19 protein-coding genes are annotated in these 16,601 nt (G+C 67.3%); 4 read left to right on the top strand and 15 right to left on the bottom strand.

Features of this window, described 5'->3' with window-relative positions:
• Positions 1-183 precede the first annotated feature (183 nt).
• Both AC5P66_RS01470 and AC5P66_RS01465 read left to right on the top strand, forming a co-directional pair.
• The gene (locus AC5P66_RS01470) at positions 184-1,827 is read left to right on the top strand and encodes a catalase (RefSeq protein WP_049417356.1); all 1,644 of its coding nucleotides are present in this window, start codon (positions 184-186) and stop codon (positions 1,825-1,827) included.
• Positions 1,828-1,931: 104 nt separating this feature from the next.
• Positions 1,932-2,534 (top strand): DUF937 domain-containing protein, encoded by a 603-nt coding sequence (locus tag AC5P66_RS01465; protein ID WP_099494786.1) that lies wholly within the window; start codon positions 1,932-1,934, stop codon positions 2,532-2,534.
• A 38-nt stretch (positions 2,535-2,572) separates the two neighbouring features.
• On the opposite strand, the gene AC5P66_RS01460 is transcribed toward AC5P66_RS01465, so the two are convergent.
• Positions 2,573-2,980 carry an RNA-binding S4 domain-containing protein gene (locus AC5P66_RS01460; protein ID WP_049417354.1) on the bottom strand — a complete coding sequence of 136 codons (408 nt, stop codon included), beginning with the start codon at positions 2,978-2,980 and terminating at the stop codon, positions 2,573-2,575.
• 9 nt (positions 2,981-2,989) lie between these two features.
• Complete coding sequence (locus AC5P66_RS01455; protein ID WP_005412658.1) at positions 2,990-3,229, bottom strand: hypothetical protein; 240 nt, start codon at positions 3,227-3,229, stop codon at positions 2,990-2,992.
• Positions 3,230-3,291: 62 nt separating this feature from the next.
• Here AC5P66_RS01455 and AC5P66_RS01450 point away from each other — a divergent pair, with 62 nt between their 5' ends.
• Positions 3,292-4,752: an MATE family efflux transporter gene (locus AC5P66_RS01450; RefSeq protein ID WP_099494785.1), complete on the top strand. Its 1,461-nt coding sequence runs from the start codon at positions 3,292-3,294 to the stop codon at positions 4,750-4,752.
• A 117-nt stretch (positions 4,753-4,869) separates the two neighbouring features.
• On the opposite strand, the gene AC5P66_RS01445 is transcribed toward AC5P66_RS01450, so the two are convergent.
• The 11 genes from AC5P66_RS01445 to ffh form a co-directional block, all read right to left on the bottom strand.
• Complete coding sequence (locus tag AC5P66_RS01445; protein WP_099494784.1) at positions 4,870-5,277, bottom strand: DUF1801 domain-containing protein; 408 nt, start codon at positions 5,275-5,277, stop codon at positions 4,870-4,872.
• A gap of 38 nt (positions 5,278-5,315) precedes the next feature.
• Positions 5,316-5,750 (bottom strand): DUF1801 domain-containing protein, encoded by a 435-nt coding sequence (locus AC5P66_RS01440; RefSeq protein WP_099494783.1) that lies wholly within the window; start codon positions 5,748-5,750, stop codon positions 5,316-5,318.
• A gap of 78 nt (positions 5,751-5,828) precedes the next feature.
• Positions 5,829-6,209 (bottom strand): DUF6404 family protein, encoded by a 381-nt coding sequence (locus tag AC5P66_RS01435; RefSeq protein ID WP_049417408.1) that lies wholly within the window; start codon positions 6,207-6,209, stop codon positions 5,829-5,831.
• Between the two features lie 82 nt (positions 6,210-6,291).
• Positions 6,292-6,693: a 50S ribosomal protein L19 gene (gene rplS / locus AC5P66_RS01430; RefSeq protein ID WP_005415736.1), complete on the bottom strand. Its 402-nt coding sequence runs from the start codon at positions 6,691-6,693 to the stop codon at positions 6,292-6,294.
• Between the two features lie 154 nt (positions 6,694-6,847).
• Positions 6,848-7,606 (bottom strand): tRNA (guanosine(37)-N1)-methyltransferase TrmD, encoded by a 759-nt coding sequence (gene trmD, locus AC5P66_RS01425; protein ID WP_099494807.1) that lies wholly within the window; start codon positions 7,604-7,606, stop codon positions 6,848-6,850.
• Positions 7,607-7,614: 8 nt separating this feature from the next.
• On the bottom strand, positions 7,615-8,127 hold the full coding sequence (gene rimM / locus AC5P66_RS01420) for a ribosome maturation factor RimM (protein WP_099494782.1): 513 nt from the start codon (positions 8,125-8,127) through the stop codon (positions 7,615-7,617).
• A gap of 44 nt (positions 8,128-8,171) precedes the next feature.
• Positions 8,172-8,432 carry a 30S ribosomal protein S16 gene (rpsP, locus tag AC5P66_RS01415; protein WP_005415733.1) on the bottom strand — a complete coding sequence of 87 codons (261 nt, stop codon included), beginning with the start codon at positions 8,430-8,432 and terminating at the stop codon, positions 8,172-8,174.
• A 185-nt stretch (positions 8,433-8,617) separates the two neighbouring features.
• Positions 8,618-9,220 (bottom strand): suppressor of fused domain protein, encoded by a 603-nt coding sequence (locus AC5P66_RS01410; protein ID WP_099494781.1) that lies wholly within the window; start codon positions 9,218-9,220, stop codon positions 8,618-8,620.
• Positions 9,221-9,347: 127 nt separating this feature from the next.
• Positions 9,348-10,130: an aminotransferase class IV family protein gene (locus AC5P66_RS01405; RefSeq protein WP_099494780.1), complete on the bottom strand. Its 783-nt coding sequence runs from the start codon at positions 10,128-10,130 to the stop codon at positions 9,348-9,350.
• Positions 10,127-11,203, bottom strand: coding sequence for an NAD(P)H-dependent flavin oxidoreductase (locus tag AC5P66_RS01400; RefSeq protein ID WP_262223711.1), 1,077 nt, complete (start codon positions 11,201-11,203; stop codon positions 10,127-10,129). The genes AC5P66_RS01405 and AC5P66_RS01400 overlap by 4 nt, the downstream gene beginning before the upstream one ends.
• Before the next feature lie 131 nt (positions 11,204-11,334).
• On the bottom strand, positions 11,335-12,711 hold the full coding sequence (gene ffh / locus AC5P66_RS01395; protein WP_014036403.1) for a signal recognition particle protein: 1,377 nt from the start codon (positions 12,709-12,711) through the stop codon (positions 11,335-11,337).
• Positions 12,712-12,833: 122 nt separating this feature from the next.
• Between ffh and AC5P66_RS01390 the strand changes: the two genes are divergently transcribed.
• Positions 12,834-13,628, top strand: a complete 795-nt coding sequence (locus tag AC5P66_RS01390; RefSeq protein ID WP_049417340.1) for a cytochrome C assembly family protein — start codon at positions 12,834-12,836, stop codon at positions 13,626-13,628.
• 98 nt (positions 13,629-13,726) lie between these two features.
• On the opposite strand, the gene AC5P66_RS01385 is transcribed toward AC5P66_RS01390, so the two are convergent.
• Both AC5P66_RS01385 and AC5P66_RS01380 read right to left on the bottom strand, forming a co-directional pair.
• Complete coding sequence (locus AC5P66_RS01385; RefSeq protein WP_495216050.1) at positions 13,727-14,191, bottom strand: YqhG/Tai3 family protein; 465 nt, start codon at positions 14,189-14,191, stop codon at positions 13,727-13,729.
• Between the two features lie 92 nt (positions 14,192-14,283).
• Complete coding sequence (locus AC5P66_RS01380) at positions 14,284-16,590, bottom strand: tetratricopeptide repeat protein (RefSeq protein ID WP_049417337.1); 2,307 nt, start codon at positions 16,588-16,590, stop codon at positions 14,284-14,286.
• Between the last annotated feature and the right edge of the window lie 11 nt (positions 16,591-16,601).

Here is a 16,601-nt window from a genome sequence, read left to right as displayed (position 1 = left end):
GCCCGGCCCCGGCCTCCCGCCACGGCGCGGGCGGCTGTCCGAAAGGCCCTGTAAATCCGATTCTTCGTTTCAATTGACAGAAACTATCAGCCTGAACGGATCATTCGATTATTCATTTCATCTGGCCGTAGCTAAAGTCGAGTGAAGATGTTCCACCCCCGTCTTCACCCGCAGGAGCCAGCCATGAGCCAGTCCGATAACAACAGTCCCAAGTGCCCGTATCACACCGCTCCGTCGCCGGCAGAAGGCGCCCAGCAGCAGCGTGAACTGAGCACCACGCCGAAGCAGAAGCACGGCGACGATCCGGTCACGCCGATGACCACGGCCTTCGGCGCACCGGTGGTGGACAACCAGAACAGCAGGACCGCTGGCCCGCGCGGCCCGCTGCTGATGGAAGACGTGTGGCTGCTGGAAAAGTTGGCCAACCTCAACCGCGAGATCATTCCCGAGCGCCGCATGCACGCCAAGGGCTCGGGCGCGTTCGGTACCTTCACCGTCACCCACGACATCACCCGGTACACGCGCGCCAAGCTGTTCGAGAAGGTCGGCAAGCAGACCGAGATGTTCGCCCGCTTCACCACGGTGGCCGGCGAGCGTGGCGCCGCCGACGCCGAGCGTGACATCCGCGGCTTCGCCCTGAAGTTCTACACCGAAGAAGGCAACTGGGACCTGGTCGGCAACAACACGCCGGTGTTCTTCCTGCGCGACCCGCGCAAGTTCGCCGACCTCAACAAGGCAGTCAAGCGCGACCCGCATACCAACCTGCGCAGCGCACGCAACAACTGGGACTTCTGGACGCTGCTGCCCGAAGCCCTGCTGCAGGTGACCGTGGTGATGAGCGACCGCGGCATTCCGCGCAGCTTCCGCCACATGCACGGTTTCGGCTCGCACACCTACAGCTTCACCAACGCCGACAGCGAGCGCTTCTGGGTGAAGTTCCACTTCGTCAGCCAGCAGGGCATCGAATCGCTGACCGACGCGCAGGCGCAGATCCTGGTCGGCCATGACCGCGAAAGCCACGGCCGCGACCTGTTCGCCGCGATCGAGAAGGGCGACTTCCCGAAGTGGAAGCTGTTCATCCAGGTCATGCCCGAGCTGGAGGCGGAAACCTACCGCATCCATCCGTTCGACCTGACCAAGGTATGGCCGAAGAGCGACTACCCGCTGATCGAAGTCGGCCAGTTCGAGCTGAACCGCAACCCGGTCAACTGGTACCAGGACGTGGAGCAGTCGGCGTTCGCACCGAGCAACCTGGTGCCGGGCATCGGCCCGTCGCCGGACAAGATGCTGCAGGCACGCCTGTTCGCCTATTCCGATGCGCAGCGTTATCGCCTGGGCGTGAACCACCACCAGATTCCGGTCAACGCCGCACGCTGCCCGGTGCATAGCAACCACCGCGATGGTGCGATGCGCGTGGATGGCAACTACGGCGGCCTGCCGCATTACGAACCGAACAGCTACGGCCAGTGGCAGGAACAGCCGCAGTACCGCGAACCGCCGATGAAGATCCGCGGCGACGCCGACTTCTGGAACTTCCGTGAGGACGACGCCGACTACTTCAGCCAGCCCGGCGCCCTGTTCCGCAGCTACAACCAGGCACAGAAGGACCGCCTGTTCGCCAACACCGCCCGCGCCCTGGGGGATGCACCGGACTTCATCAAGCAGCGCCACATCGACAACTGCAGCAAGGCCGACCCGGCCTACGGTGCCGGCGTCGCCGCGGCGCTGAAGGCGCTGGCCAGCCAGCCGTCGGATCCGTTCAAGGCGGCGCAGCCGGAGGCGGACTTCCCCACCGCGACCCCGGGCGCGGAAGACATCGAGCTCTGATCGCCCCCGTGTACGGCACGCCGCCTCCCTGTGAGGCGGCGTCGCCGTTTTAACGGTCCGCATCGTACCTTCGGCACGCCCCACCCCAACCAAGGATTCCGCAGATGAGCCTGACCGATGAACTTCTCGCCAAACTGCAGGGCGCTCCGCTGCAGCAGGTGTCGCAGCAGCTTGGCATCAGCGATACCCAGGCCTCCGGGGCAATCAGTGCCGCACTGCCGGTGCTGATGGGCGCGCTGGGCAACAACGCCTCGCAGCCACAGGGCGCACAGGCGCTGCTCGGCGCCCTGCAGAACAACCACAGCGGCCTGGACCTGGGCAGCGTGCTCGGCTCGGTACTGGGCGGCGGTGGCGGTGGTGCCGCCAGCGATGGCGCTGGCATCCTCGGCCACATCTTCGGCGGCAGCCAGCAGAAGGTCGAAACCGGGCTGGCCCAGGCGACCCAGCTGGACAGCAGCCGCACCAGCCAGCTGCTGCAGATCCTCGCACCGATCGTGATGGCCTTCCTCGCCCAGCGTCTCGGTGGCGGCCAGGCCGACGCAGGCTCGCTCAGCCAGGCGCTCGGCCAGGAAAAGCAGCAGGTGCAGCAGCAGGGCGGCATCGCCGGTGGCCTGCTCGGCAGCCTGCTGGACCAGGACGGTGACGGCCAGCTCGGCGTGGGCGATCTGCTGAAGATCGGCGGCAGCCTGCTCGGCGGCAAGCGCTGAGGTCTGCGGGCGCCGGACCCGGTCCGGCGCCGCATCATTTACAGCGCGTCGATATCGCCCAGCGCGCGGATCAACCGGCGTGCGCGCTTGTCCGGCTTGTGCTCCGGCGGCTGGAACCCATCGCGCGCGGCGATGCGCAGCGCACGCTGTTCGGCACGACGCGCCTTGGAGGCCTCGCTCTCGGCATACAGCTGCTGCGCCGTCGCTGCGGGCCCGCGCTGATCGCTCAGGCCGAGCACCTGGACCTCGAAATGCTCTTCACCACGGTCGACCTGAAGCTGCTCGCCCACGCGCACCGCGCGTGAGGATTTCGGACGCTGCCCGGCAACGCTGACCTTGCCGGTCTCGATCGCCTGCTTGGCCAGGCTGCGGGTCTTGAAGAAACGGGCCGCCCACAGCCAGATGTCCAGGCGGACACTGGGCGACAGCGGGGAAAGCTCGGTCATCGGCAGGGACTACTCCGTTCGCTTGTTCAGGGGACGCGGGTTGTCGGGGTCGGTGCGGCAGCCGCTGCCGCCGATCAACGTGGGTACGCCAGCAGACAGATCCTGGCGCTGGCTGCCGACCAGGCACTCGGGGCGGTCGGTCGGCCGCACCTGGGTATCGCCCAGCCGGTCACCCGTCGAACATGCGGCCAGCGCGGCGCCGATCAAGGCCAGCGCCAGCCTCCGCTTCACCTGCAGTCGTTGATGCATTGCCACATCCCGCAAACCGGCTTGGTGCTAGTGTGCGCCTCCCGGGATTGGATCACCACTCCATGGCCAAAGCGCCGCTTGACCTGACCTCCGGCCCGATCGGGCGCAATCTCCTGTTGTTCTCCCTGCCGATCCTGGCGGGCAACATCGCGCAGTCGCTGAACGGTTCGGTGAACGCGGTCTGGGTCGGGCGCTTCCTGGGCGAGGCGGCACTGACCGCCACCGCGAACGCCAACAACATCATGTTCTTCCTGATCGGCTCGGTGTTCGGTTTCGGCATGGCCTCCACCATCCTGATCGGCCAGGCGATCGGCGCGCGCGACATCGCGCAGGCGCGTCGCGTGGTCGGCACCAGTGCCACCTTCTTCATCGGCCTGTCGGTGATCATCGCCCTCGCCGGCTGGTTCATGGCCCATCCGCTGCTGGCGGCGATGGGCACGCCGGCCGCTTCGCTGCCATTGGCCGAGGCCTACCTGCAGATCATCTTCCTGGCGATGCCGACGCTTTACGCGTTCGCCTTCCTCACCGCCGCGCTGCGCGGCGCCGGTGATTCGCGCACGCCATTCCGTTTCCTGATGGTGTCGGTGGCACTGGACATCGTGCTGAACCCGGTACTGATCTTCGGCATGGGGCCGTTCCCCGCGCTGGGTATCGCCGGCTCGGCGTGGGCCACGCTGGTCGCACAGACGCTGTCGCTGGCCGGCCTGCTGCTGTACATGCGGCACAAGCGCCATACCCTGTGGCTGGGCCGCGCCGACATGCGCCTGTTCAAGCTCGACATGACCATCCTCAAGGCGCTGGTGGTCAAGGGCGTACCGATGGGCCTGCAGATGGTGCTGATCTCGCTGTCGGTGATCCTGCTGATGACCATGGTCAACCAGTACGGGACCGACACCGGCGCGGGCTACGGTGCCGCCCTGCAACTGTGGAACTACCTGCAGATGCCAGCGATGGCGATCGGTGCAGCGTGCTCTTCGATGGCCGCACAGAACGTGGGTGCGCAGCGCTGGGATCGCGTGCGCGGCACCGCGCGCCAGGGCGTGCTGTTCAACTTCCTGCTGACCGGCGCGTTGATCCTGCCGCTGGTGGTGTTCGATCGCCAGCTGCTGGCCCTGTTCCTGCCACCGGCGAGCCAGGCGCTGGAGATCGCGCGCCACCTCAACCACGTAGTGATCGGCTCGTTCCTGTTCTTCGGCGTCAGCTTCGTGATCTCCGGCGTGGTGCGCTCGACGGGTGCGGTGATTCCGCCGCTGCTGATCCTGGCCGGCTCGCTGTGGGGCGTGCGCGTGCCGTTCGCCGAACTGCTGCAGCCGTACTGGGGCGCCGATGCGATCTGGTGGAGCTTCCCGGTCAGCTCGCTGGTGTCGATGCTGCTGTCGCTGGCGTACTACCGCTGGGGTGGCTGGCGCAAGGCGAAGATGATGGGCAAGCCCTCGCATGCCGAAGAACTGGCGACGCCGTCGGAGATTCCGGCCTGTCCGCCGTCGCCGGTGGCCGACCCGGATGCCGCGCCGCTGCGGTAGTGCCGGCCGCTGGCCGGCAACCTCACGGACCAACCCATGACACGGTAGTGCCGGCCGCTGGCCGGCAACCTCACACCTCTCCAGCAGCATCGCGCAACAGCCGGCCAGCGGCCGGCTCTACCGCTTCTTCTTGCCCGCGTTGAACGTCGCCGCCGCGCGCAGCAGCGCCTTGAACGCAGCGGCATCCGGCATCGCGCCTTCGTGGATGTCGATCGCACGCCGCGTATTGCCCTCGAGGCTGGCGTTGAACAGGCCTTTGGGATCGGCCAGCGCCGCACCGTTGGCGAAGGTCAGTTTCACCGCCTGCTTGTAGGTCTCGCCGGTGCACAGGATGCCGTTGTGCTCCCACACCGGCGTACCCCGCCATTTCCAGGTTTCCTGCACGTCGGGCAGCGCTTCATGGATCAACGCACGCACGCGTGCCAGTGTTTCACCGCGCCAGTCTGCCAGCTCGGCGATGCGTGCATCGATCAGTTTGGCCGCCGGTGTTCCGGCATCGGCCGGGTTGGGGGCATGCGTGGCCATCAGGAGTTCTCGTCGGGAAAGGAATGAGAAGGTCGGGGTTACATGCGCTCGCCGGGCAACGCGGCGGCCTGGCGCACCCAGTCGAGGAACTGCGCCTCATCCCGCAGGCCGTCCTGCGGGATGTGCAGGTAACGCGTATCGGCGCTCCTGGACGGCTCGGGCGGCACTGGCACCAGTGCCGTGCCGCGGAAGAACGCCACCTTGATGTAGCGGGCGAAGCAATGGAAGCTGAGAAACCACCCTTCGCCCGGCGCAACCGCATACATCGGCGAGTTCCACTTCACCGCCTTGTGCACGCCAGGTACGGCCTGCTCGATCAATGCATCCAGTCGCGCGCCGATCGGACGTTTCCAGTCCGGCATGGCGGCGATGTATGCCTGCACCGGAGCATCGCCCTCGCCCTTGGCGATCTGCGGGTTGCCACCGGACAGCAGCGTGGGCGCAGTGGAAGGTGCGGTTCGCTCGGCAGGCATCGCACGATACGTCCATCGGGATGAAGCTGCAGCCTAGCGCAGGCCCGCCGGGTGGTCACGGCGCAGTGCGCCATCGGCTCAGTCCGCCTGCCGTGCGCGGAACCGGCGCCAGTCCGGCAGCTTGCGGTGGCGTCGCAGCGAGCGCATCAGCGCTGCCATCACGATGCCGAACAGCGCGCCAGCCAACAGACCGGCCACCAGCAACAGCGCCAGCGGGCGCTCGCTGCCCTGCCACAGCATCAGCCACATCAGCGCGGTCCAGAACAGCCCGAACAGCAGGCCCTGCACCAGCGCATTGGTACCAAAACCAGCCAGGATCGGTGGTGGCAGCGCGATGCCCGCGCGCCACAGCAGGCGGTGCAGCAACGGCGCCGACTGCACGCGCGCCAGCCCCTTGCCGTCGAGAAAGCGCAGCGCCGACTGGATCACGGCGGGATAGCGCGGGTTGATGTCGTTCATCAGCTGATCGTGGCCGATGCGATGCCGGAAACGCAAACGGCCACCCGAAGGTGGCCGTCGCGGCAACAACCGAAGTTGTTTATCAGGCCTTGTCGGCCAGACGGGCAGCCTTGGCGGCAGCAGCGGCAGCCAGGTCTTCCTTGATGCGGGCAGCCTTGCCTTCCAGGCCACGCAGGTAGTACAGCTTGCCGGCGCGGACCTTACCACGACGCTTCACTTCGACCGAGTCGATGATGGCGCTGTGGGTCTGGAAAACGCGCTCGACGCCATAGCCGTGCGAGATCTTGCGGACGGTGAACGAGGAGTTCAGGCCGGCGTTCTTGGTGGCGATGACGACGCCTTCGTAGGCCTGCACGCGCTCGCGGCTGCCTTCCTTCACCTTCACGTTGACGACAACGGTGTCGCCCTGGCTGAACTTCGGCAGTTCACGGGTGATCTGGGCGGATTCGAATTCCGCGACGATGGACTTGTTCAGCTTGCTCATGGGTTACACCGATTCTTGTTCGGGTGGGCGTGTCGTATCGACAACGTGGGCTCATGCAGTCACCGGACTGTGCTGCACGTTTGTTTTGGGTACTGCGCGCGCCAACCGGGGCTGGCGGGAATTGGCCATGATAGCCGATAAAGCCAGCCCTGCGCTAGGGGCTGGCCTTGGATTTCTGCGCCTGGCGGCCCTGCTCCAGCAGTTTGCGGTCGGCCTTGCCCAGTCCCTGTTCATCCAGCAGGTCCGGGCGCCGCTGGGCGGTCCGGAGCAGCGATTGCTGGCGGCGCCAGGCGGCGATGGCCGCGTGGTTGCCCGAGCGCAGCACCTCCGGCACGTCACCCAGCGGATGCTGGGCCGGCTGGCTGTAATGCGGGCAGTCGAGCAGGCCGAGGTCGCCCTCGAAGCTGTCCTGCGCCGCCGATTCGGCGTCGTTCAGGGCACCGTCCTGCAGGCGGGCCACAGCGTCGATGATCACCGCCGCGCCCAGTTCACCCCCGGACAGCACGTAGTCGCCGAGGGAGATCTCCTCGTCGACATTGGCCTCCAGGAAACGCTCGTCGATGCCCTCGTAGCGGCCGCAGAGCAGGACCACGCGCGGCAGCGCCGCCAGTTCCCGCACCTTGGCCTGGGTCAGCGGCGCCCCCTGCGGGCTGAGGTAGATCACCCGCGCTGGGGTCGGATCGGCCTCACGGATCGCCTGCAGGCAGGCCTGCAGCGGCTCGATCAGCATCACCATGCCCGGGCCACCACCGAACGGACGGTCGTCCACCCGGCGGTAGTTGCCTTCGGCGTAGTCACGGGGGTTCCAGCCATGCAGGCTGAACAGTCCCTTCTCCTGCGCACGCCCGACCACGCCCAGTCCAGCGGACTGGGCGAGGAACTCGGGAAACAGGGTGATGACGTCGAAACGCATGCTCACACTCAGAACTCGGGGTCCCAGTCGACCACGATCAGGTTGGCCTCGAAATCGACCGATTTGACGAAGTCCGGCTGCACGAACGGAATCATCCGCTCGCGGTCACCGTGGACCACCACCACATCGTTGGCGCCGGTGCTGAACAGATGCGAGACCTGGCCCAGGGCAACGCCCTCGGTGGTCTTCACGTCCAGGCCTTCCAGGTCCACCCAGTAGTATTCATCGGGCTTCGGCGGCGGCAACGCGCTGCGGGCCACGTAGATCTCGGTGCCGCGCATCGCTTCGACCACATCGCGATCCTCGACCCCGGGAAAACGGGCCACCAGGTGCTTGCCGCTGTCGCGGCCGCGTACACCTTCAACCGTGGTTTCCACGCCGGACGGGCTGCGCACGATCCACGGCTGGTAACGGAAAATGGCGGATCGTGGCTCGGTCCAGGACTCGAGCTTGATCTCGCCGCGCACACCAAAAGCGCCGACAACCCTGCCCAGCAGGATACGGCGCTCGATATCTTTCATCTGCTTCAACCAAGAGGGCCACGCCGAAGCGTGGCCCGTCAGGATCAGGCCGCAGCGGCCTGGGACTTGGTCGCTTCCTTGATCAGGTTGCGGACCTTGTCGGTCGGCTGGGCGCCGTTCTTGACCCAATGGTCAACGCGGGCCAGGTCCAGCTCGATGCGCTTCTCGGCGCCCTGGGCGACCGGGTTGTAGAAGCCAACGCGCTCGATGTTGCGGCCGTCGCGCGCGCTGCGCACGTCGGTGACGATGATGTGGTAGAACGGACGCTTCTTGGCGCCGCCGCGGGTCAGTCGAATCTTGACCATGGTGTTTTTCCTATTGCCCAGTCGCCAGGATGGCGAGGTAAGCGGGCGATTATAGCGGCAGATCGCGGCCGGGCCAACCCCGGCTTTATCCATCTTCACGGTAGCGCAGGGCTATGCCTCGCCACTTTCGTTCAGCAAAGTGATCGACCCCCGACCACCCCTCCAAGATTCCCGGGACGATAGCGTCAGAGCACTCCAGTTACCGGCGCCCGATTCATGTCCAGCACATCTACCTCGTGCCGCTGCAGCAGGTCGTCAAATGCGTCGCCGCCAATCCGCTCGACAAGTTGCCGCTCGGATTCGTGGATGGCGATGCACTGCAGCCAGTTGATGGCCACCGACGGGAACTGCAGCCCCGGGAACCTGCCGTCATTCCAGAAGAAGGGCGGCACCAGATAGACGTGCGGCATCCGGGTCGACGGGAAGTAGTCCTGCAGGATGTCGGGAATCACGCTACCAGGCTGCACCGCCGCACGATCGCGCATGATCGCGAAAGCCGTCGAGGCGACGACGTTGTCCCAATGCAGCGCGTCCTGTTCTGCACACGCACACAGCTCGACGCGCGTTTCCAGTTCGTGCCCCTCCGCATGACGTAACACAGAATCCGATAGGCCGATGGACGAGATGGACTTCAGCCCTGCTTCCGGAGAGCTGAACGTCGTGAGGATATCGACCGAACGTAGGCGATGATCATCGTGAAAGGCCTGGACCTTGGGCCGCCCCTCAGCGCCCATGACCTTGATTGCGTGCATCGCTACCGCGCGATGCTGCTCGGTGACCGTACCCATATCTGATTGGAACTCCTGAGTGTTGTTCGCTGCGGACGCATTCGCCGGGCATGGCCCGGCGCTACCGGCTGCAACGCTTCAAGGTAGCGTCCGGCTATGCCCAGCGATCGGCAACCACGCGCCTCGTTCAGGAAAGCGGCTGCCACGCCACCGCCGCCAGCACCGCCCTGCCGTGTTCAGCCAGCGCCTGCGAGCCGGGCAGGATATGCCCGTCAATGGCCTCCAGCGCCCACAGGCCGCTGGCGTTGCAGGCGAAAGCGGCCTTCACACTGCCCAGCTCAGCCAGCGCCAACGGCCGCGTCAACTGCGCATCGGGCCAATGCCGCTTCAGCAGCGCTTCGGCGGTACCGCGCAGGGCCGGCGCCTGTGGCCAGAGCAGCCGCTCACCATCGTGCACGGCCAGATTCCAGGTGCTGCCTTCACTCACGTCGCCATCGGCGGTGACGAACAGCACATCGTCGAATCCTTGCGCCATCGCCGCGCGACGCTCGGCGAACAGGCTGAAGGTGCCCACATGCTTGATCTGCGGCATCCCGCGCTGCCAGGCCACGCTGCGCACACGCTTGGAGGCGGTCAGCGTCACCGGCGCGGACACCGCCACCAGCACGTCCACCGGCACCGCCGCCAGCGGATTGCGGAAATCGAAGCGGCGCGAGTACACGGTCACCCGCAGCGAGGCATCGGCCTGCCCTGACTGCTGCAATGCCTGCGCCATCCATGCCTGCACCTGCACCGTGTCCAGTTCGCTGCCGAACAGTTCGCGCGTCGCCTGTGACAGCCGCGCCAGATGCAGGTCCAAGCCCTGCACGGCGTGATCGCGCACCTGCAGCGAAGTGAAGTGGCCATAGTTCACCAGCGCCGGCAGCAGGTCTTCCACCTGTGCCGGCAGGCCGTTGCAGGTCAGCGTCATCGCAGCAATGCCTGCGCCTGCTCCCACATGCCGCGCAGCACGTCGGCGGCCGGCTGCGCCGGCGCCATCCACGCCGACTGCCCGGCCCAGGCCTGCATCGCCGCCAGACGATTTTCCTGCGCCGCCTGCCTGCGCATCGGGGCTGTCAGGCCGCGCTGCACCGGGTACGGACGCGGCGCAGGCGCCCCATCTGCGGCGGCGGCGCGCACATACGCGGTGGCCAGGCCACGGCCCAGGCGACCACTGAAGGCGCGGGTCGGCCAGGTATCTTCCGGTTCGCTGGCGGCCAGCCCATCGGCCCACGCCGAAGCGATCGCCGCTTCCGGCGTGCGCAGGAAGGCGGTGCCGATCTGGACGGCGCTTGCCCCCAGGGTGAGTGCGGCAGCAATGCCACGACCATCGGCGATGCCACCGGCAGCGATCACCGGAATCTGCAGGTGATCGGCCAGGCGCGGCAACAGCGCGAACAGCCCGACCAGCTGGCGCTCGGCCATCGCCGGATCGAACGCGCCGCGGTGGCCACCGGCCTCGGCGCCCTGTGCCACCACCGCATCGGCACCAGCGTCCTGTGCCGCGCGCGCTTCGGACAAAGTGGTGGCACAGGCGATCCAGGCGATGCCGGCGTCCTTCAGCTGCTGCACGTGATGCGGCAACAGCACGCCCATGATGGTCGACGCCACCGCAGGACGCGCCGCCAGCAGCGCGGCGAACTGTTCTTCGAAGTCGGCGGGCGTGGCGTCGGCGGCGCTGGCCGGCACGTCCGGGCCCCACTGCGCGAGGAAAGCGCGGCTGGCGGCCTCGGCGGCCACATCACGGGTCGGCGCAGGATCGGGCACCCACAGGTTCACCTGGGCCGGGCCGGTCGAAGCGGCGCGGAATTCGTCCATCCAGCGACCGATATCGGCCGAAGAGGACAACACCGCGCCCATCGCGCCCATGCTGCCGGCGTTGGCCAGCGCGGCCGACAACGGCACCGGACAGGCACCGGCCATCGGTGCCAGCAGGATCGGAACGGATACGCCAAAGCGCCGGCAGAACGCCTCGGCGCGGGAAGTGACAGCGGAACTCTGCATGACGGCCCATCGTTTCGGACAGGCCCCCATGGTGCGCGCAGGACGGGGGTAGAGTCGAGCTTGCTCGACTGCACCGCGCTCGACGCTACGCAGGCCGCGCCGACCACAGCGCGCGCCCACGCATCAACGCATCAACGGAACGGCATGCCGCGGCCGCCCATGGCGCCCATCATGCCCTTCATGCTGCGCAACATGCCCTTCATGCCACCGCCGGCCATCTTGCTCATCATCTTTTCCATCTGCATGTACTGCTTCATCAGCTTGTTGACGTCGGCCGGCGTCACGCCCGAGCCCTTGGCGATGCGCGCGCGGCGCGAGCCGTTGAGCAGGTTCGGATTGCGCCGTTCCTTCTTGGTCATCGAGCCGATGATGGCGATCATGCGCGGCACTTCCTTGCCCTGGCTGACCTGCTGCTTCAGATGGTCGGGGATGTTGCCCAGGCCCGGCAGCTTGTCCATCAGGCCGCCGATGCCGCCCATGTTCTGCATCTGCTCGAGCTGGTCACGCATGTCGTTCAGGTCGAACTTCTTGCCCTTGGCGACCTTCTCGGCCAGCTTGGCGGCCTTGTCCTTGTCGACCTGCTGCTCGACCTGCTCGACCAGCGACAGCACGTCGCCCATGTCGAGGATGCGGCTGGCGATACGGTCCGGGTGGAACACGTCCAGGCCTTCCGGCTTTTCGCTGACGCCGACAAACTTGATCGGCTTGCCGGTGATGTAGCGCACGCTCAGTGCGGCACCGCCACGGGCGTCACCGTCGGTCTTGGTCAGCACCACGCCAGTCAGCGGCAGGGCGTCGCCGAAGGCCTTGGCGGTATTGGCCGCGTCCTGGCCGGTCATGGCGTCGACCACGAACAGGGTTTCGGCCGGGTTCACCGCCGCGTGCAGGGCCTTGATCTCGGCCATCATCGCTTCGTCGATGGCCAGGCGGCCGGCGGTATCGACCAGCAGCACGTCGACGAACGACTTGCGTGCATCGTCGATGGCGGCGCGGACGATGGCCTCCGGCTTCTGGTCGGCGCTGGACGGGAAGAACAGCACGCCCACCTGCTCGGCCAGGGTCTTCAGCTGCTCGATCGCGGCCGGACGGTAGACGTCGGCCGAGACCACCATCACCTTCTTCTTGCGTTTTTCCTTCAGGTGCTTGGCCAGCTTGCCCACCGTGGTGGTCTTGCCGGCGCCCTGCAGGCCCGCCATCAGGATGATGGCCGGAGCAGGCACATTGAGGTTCAGGTCGCTGGCCTCGGCACCCATCACCGCAGTCAGCTCGTCGCGCACGACCTTGATCAGCGCCTGGCCCGGGGTCAGCGACTTCAGCACTTCCTGGCCGACCGCGCGCACCTTGATGCGCTCGATCAGGGCCTGCACCACCGGCAGCGCGACGTCGGCTTCGAGCAGCGCGATGCGCACTTCGCGGGTCGCCTCGCGGATGTTCTCCTCGGTCAGGCGGCCGCGGCCACGCAGGCGCTCGATGGTGCCGGAAAGGCGCTGGGTCAGGGACTCGAACATGCGGCGCAACCTGTCTGAAAGCGGGGGACAATAAGGCACACAGTATAACGGGTCCGGCTGTCTCCCCGGACTGCGGCCACGGGGCCGTCGCCAGCATCACGGGGGTATGCGAAACTGCAACGATGACAATCGTTCTCATCGCCGTCCTGCTCTACCTGGCTGCCAGTGCCCTGCTGGTGCGCGCGCTTGGCCGCGATGAGACGACCGGCTCACCCATCTGGCTGTGGCCGGCCCTGCCCGCCATGCTGCTGCACGGCGGCTACCACGTGATGGTGGCGATGCGCACCGACGGCGGGCCGGACATGCACTTCTTCGCCGCACTGTCGCTGGTCGGCCTGGGCATGGCCTGGCTGACTTCGCTGGTCGGCGCGCGCGGGCGGATGTCGGCGCTGGGCGTGGTGGTGTTCCCGCTGGCCGCCGTGCTGCTGCTGGCCTACCACGGTTACGGCCACGAACCGAGCAAGGTGCTGGGCTGGCGCCTGGCCAGCCACGCCTGGCTGGCCCTGCTGGCGTACGCCACGCTGAGCATCGCCGCGCTGCTGGCGATCATGCTGTGGCTGCAGGAACGCGCACTGCGCCGCCGCGAGTTCCGCCCTTGGCTGCGCGCGCTGCCGCCGCTGGCCGACCTGGAATCACTGCTGTTCCGGGTGATCACGGTCGGCTTCGCGCTGCTGACCCTGACCCTGGTCACCGGCGTGCTGTTCGTCGACGACCTGCTGGCGCAGAAGCTGGTGCACAAGACCGTGCTGAGCGTGCTGTCGTGGATCGTGTTCGGCGTGCTGCTGATCGGCCGCCGGCGCTACGGCTGGCGCGGCATGAAGGCGGTGCACTGGACGCTGGCGGCGATGCTGTTGCTGCTGCTGGCCTTCTTCGGCAGCCAGTTCGTGATCGAACTGGTGTTCGGGCATTCGCGATAAAGGCGTGCCGACCAACGGTCGGCACCCACCGTAACGGCCCGGTAGTGCCGGCCGCTGGCCGGCAACTGAACCGCACCATGCGCGGACGCTGCCGCCGATCAGGGAATCGACTGCGCCAGGATCGTCCGCACCGAGCGACCGCTGTTGGTGAGGATGTCATCGACCTGCCAGCACCCCTGCCCCTGGCGCACCATCGGCAGGCGGGTCAGGTAGGCCTTCTTCCACACCGAATAGCGCATCTCGACCTGGCCGGCGGAGGCCGAAGCCTCCTTCCAGCTGTAGCGCACCGGGGTTTCGATGTCACCGTCCTGCGCATCCAGCCATGGGTCGGAATCGATCGTGCAAATGCCCTCTTCGCGCTGCTGGCACGCGCGCTCTCCACGCAGTGCCTTGCCGAAGGCAGGGCTGACCAGCGCCGGTGGTGGCTCCAGCAGATCGCCATCGCCCGTTGTTGCCTCGTAGAAGGCGCGGGCAATGGCGATGGGTTCTGCACAGGCCGGTGCGGCCTGCACGGTGGGGGCCAGCAGCACCCCGGCGATCACCAACATCCCTGTCTTTCGCACGTATTTTTCCCTGAGGTGGTGCCGGCCGCTGGCCGGCAATACAGGATATCCCGGTGCTGCCGGCCAGCGGCCGGCACTACCCGATATCCGGCCTACAACCCGTAACGCTCGATCACGTCCAGATGCGGCTGGCGATCCTGGTCACAGGCTTCAGCCAGGCGCAGCCAGCAATGCGGATGCGGCCACGTCGCGGTGTGCTGCTGCAGGAAGCGGTGCAGCGCCAGCGGCGCATGGTCCTGCGGCTGGGCGACGGTGAACAGCAGGCCGGGCAGCGTACCCTCTTCCACATCGGGGTCGGTGACGGTGTAGTCCGGGCGGCTGTGCGACCACACTTTCCAACCCTGTGCTTCGGCCGCCTCGACGAAGGCATTCCAGGCCTCTTCGCCCGGGTGCGCGCCATCGATCATCCAGCTGCGGGCGAAGCCGCCGCGCTCCAGCACATGCACCTGCGCATAGGTCGGGATGAAATGCTCGCGTGCTTCCTCCTCCTCGGGTGCCGGATGCACCAGCGCGGCATCGAACACCACCCAGTCGCCCACCTGCTGGGCGCGGTTGGACGGCGCGTTCTCGACGATGCGCGCGGTCACCGGACCGCTGCGACGGGCGTAGTACTCCATCGGCTCGCCGTTTTCTTCACTGCGGATGATCACCCAGCCCCACGGCTCTTCGACCACGCCGTCCTGGCTGGACAATTCCATGCCAAGCGCCGCCGCCGAGCGGCGCACGGCGTCCCAGTCGCGCGCCGCGCTGGCTGCACTCATGTGGTCCCAATGCGCGGCGTTGGGCTCCTCCAGCAGCTCCACCAGCTGTGCATAACAGGCCTGGGCCTCGCTGAAACGGCCGGTTTCCATGTACATGCGCGCCAGCGTGCCGCGCGCGCCGTGCGAACCCGGAGACAGCTCCAGAAGCGATCGGGCCGCCTGCTCCAGCGCAGGCCAGTCGGACACGCGGCGTGCACGCTGCACCTCGCACCAGTGCGCGAACACCGGCACGCTGCCGCGATAGAGATCGGCCAGCTGGCGCAGTCCGTCGTCGTCGCCCTGTTCGGCCAGCCAGCGCATCAGCGTGTAGGCCGCGGGGCCATCGTGCTGCGCATGGCCGCGTACGAACCGCCACAGCAGCGACCGCGCCTCGGCCTGCGCGCCGCAGGCATTCAGTGCCGAGGCGGCCATGTCGGCCAGCGCCTCGTCGTCGGGCAGCCCGGCATGCGCCTGCAGCAACCACTGCGCTTCGCGCTCGGGATCGCGCGACTGGTTCTGCTCGCCCTGCGCGTCCAGCCATGCCAGCAGCTCGCCCGCCGGCACCGGCAGTGGCGCGACGTCCGGCAATGCCTCGATGCGCGCGGCCAGGCCGGCCACCAAGGCCGCGGCACCACGGTCCTGGCGCAGTTGCGCCAGATGGGTACGCGCCAGCTCCAGCTGGCGCAGCGCCACCCAGCGCGCACCGCGCTGCAGGGCGAGTTCCAGGCTCAGCGCCGCGACTTCGATCAGCAGGCGGTGCGAACCGACCCGTGCGAAGTGCTCGATGATGGTGTTGAAGCGCGTGCCCAGATCCCACGTGTTTCGCGCGGGATCACGCTGGCACAGTGCTGCGGCGGTGTTTGCCCACAGCCGCCAGTAGTTCGGGGTCAGCTCGCTCCACGGCACCAGCTGCTGCAGCGCCTCTTCGTCGCGGCCCAGCTGGGCCAGCGCCCAGGCCTTGGACAAGCGACGCGGCACCGTGCAGTTGGCCGGTTCGTACTCCCCGGAGGCTGCCACCTCGGCCTCGCGCTTCTCGATCAGCGCCAGTGCCTCGTCGGCGCGGCCGACAGCGAGCAGGATCTTGATCTGCATCTCGGGGAAGCTGTCGAACACTTCCTTGCCACAGGCTTCCACGGCATCGGCCTGCACCTGCAGGTAATCCAGCGCCTCCTGGCCACGGCCATCATCGAGCAGTGCATCGGCCTTCTCGCAGCTCAGGCACTGGAAACAGGCCCAGCTCGGATCGATGCGGCCCAGCGTTTCGTCGCACACCTCGATGCGCTCGGGCACCCAGCCCGGGCCATCGATGTTGCCGTAGCAGGCCGCCAGGTCCTGGGTCACGCAGATCGACTGCGGGCACTCCAGCGTGTCCTCGCGATGTGCCCGTTCAAACAGCGCTACGGCTTCGCCGAGTGCGCTCTCGCCTTCCACGCGGTTGCCGACGCGGTTGCGCAGCGCCCAGTGGCCGACATAGACGTCGACCCACGGGTTGTCCAGCGCCTTGCCCAGCGCACGCGCCTCGGGCAGCAGCGCATCGACGCGGTCGATCTGCAGTTCACTGACCTCGTCGGCGAGACGGTTCAGCAGGTGCGCGTTCTGCGCCTGGCCGGCCTGGCGCAGGTCACCCTGCAGCTTTTCGACCCAGTTCCAGATGTCCATGGGGGTAATTG

The organism is Stenotrophomonas sp. YJH_SMC_122 (assembly GCF_059369535.1).
Note: the sequence above shows the minus strand (reverse complement) of the source record. Positions and strands in the feature narration are given on the sequence as shown.

Coding starts and splice junctions, on each gene's coding strand:
- rpsP (WP_005415733.1), bottom strand. CDS start 8,432: ATGGTCAAGATTCGACTGACCCGCGGCGGCGCCAAGAAGCGTCCGTTC.
- rimM (WP_099494782.1), bottom strand. CDS start 8,127: ATGAAAGATATCGAGCGCCGTATCCTGCTGGGCAGGGTTGTCGGCGCT.
- AC5P66_RS01390 (WP_049417340.1), top strand. CDS start 12,834: ATGACAATCGTTCTCATCGCCGTCCTGCTCTACCTGGCTGCCAGTGCC.
- AC5P66_RS01470 (WP_049417356.1), top strand. CDS start 184: ATGAGCCAGTCCGATAACAACAGTCCCAAGTGCCCGTATCACACCGCT.
- AC5P66_RS01460 (WP_049417354.1), bottom strand. CDS start 2,980: ATGACCGAGCTTTCCCCGCTGTCGCCCAGTGTCCGCCTGGACATCTGG.
- AC5P66_RS01455 (WP_005412658.1), bottom strand. CDS start 3,229: ATGCATCAACGACTGCAGGTGAAGCGGAGGCTGGCGCTGGCCTTGATC.
- rplS (WP_005415736.1), bottom strand. CDS start 6,693: ATGAGCAAGCTGAACAAGTCCATCGTCGCGGAATTCGAATCCGCCCAG.
- trmD (WP_099494807.1), bottom strand. CDS start 7,606: ATGCGTTTCGACGTCATCACCCTGTTTCCCGAGTTCCTCGCCCAGTCC.
- AC5P66_RS01450 (WP_099494785.1), top strand. CDS start 3,292: ATGGCCAAAGCGCCGCTTGACCTGACCTCCGGCCCGATCGGGCGCAAT.
- AC5P66_RS01380 (WP_049417337.1), bottom strand. CDS start 16,590: ATGGACATCTGGAACTGGGTCGAAAAGCTGCAGGGTGACCTGCGCCAG.
- AC5P66_RS01405 (WP_099494780.1), bottom strand. CDS start 10,130: ATGACGCTGACCTGCAACGGCCTGCCGGCACAGGTGGAAGACCTGCTG.
- AC5P66_RS01440 (WP_099494783.1), bottom strand. CDS start 5,750: ATGCCTGCCGAGCGAACCGCACCTTCCACTGCGCCCACGCTGCTGTCC.
- AC5P66_RS01465 (WP_099494786.1), top strand. CDS start 1,932: ATGAGCCTGACCGATGAACTTCTCGCCAAACTGCAGGGCGCTCCGCTG.
- AC5P66_RS01445 (WP_099494784.1), bottom strand. CDS start 5,277: ATGGCCACGCATGCCCCCAACCCGGCCGATGCCGGAACACCGGCGGCC.
- ffh (WP_014036403.1), bottom strand. CDS start 12,711: ATGTTCGAGTCCCTGACCCAGCGCCTTTCCGGCACCATCGAGCGCCTG.
- AC5P66_RS01410 (WP_099494781.1), bottom strand. CDS start 9,220: ATGGGTACGGTCACCGAGCAGCATCGCGCGGTAGCGATGCACGCAATC.
- AC5P66_RS01400 (WP_262223711.1), bottom strand. CDS start 11,203: ATGCAGAGTTCCGCTGTCACTTCCCGCGCCGAGGCGTTCTGCCGGCGC.
- AC5P66_RS01435 (WP_049417408.1), bottom strand. CDS start 6,209: ATGAACGACATCAACCCGCGCTATCCCGCCGTGATCCAGTCGGCGCTG.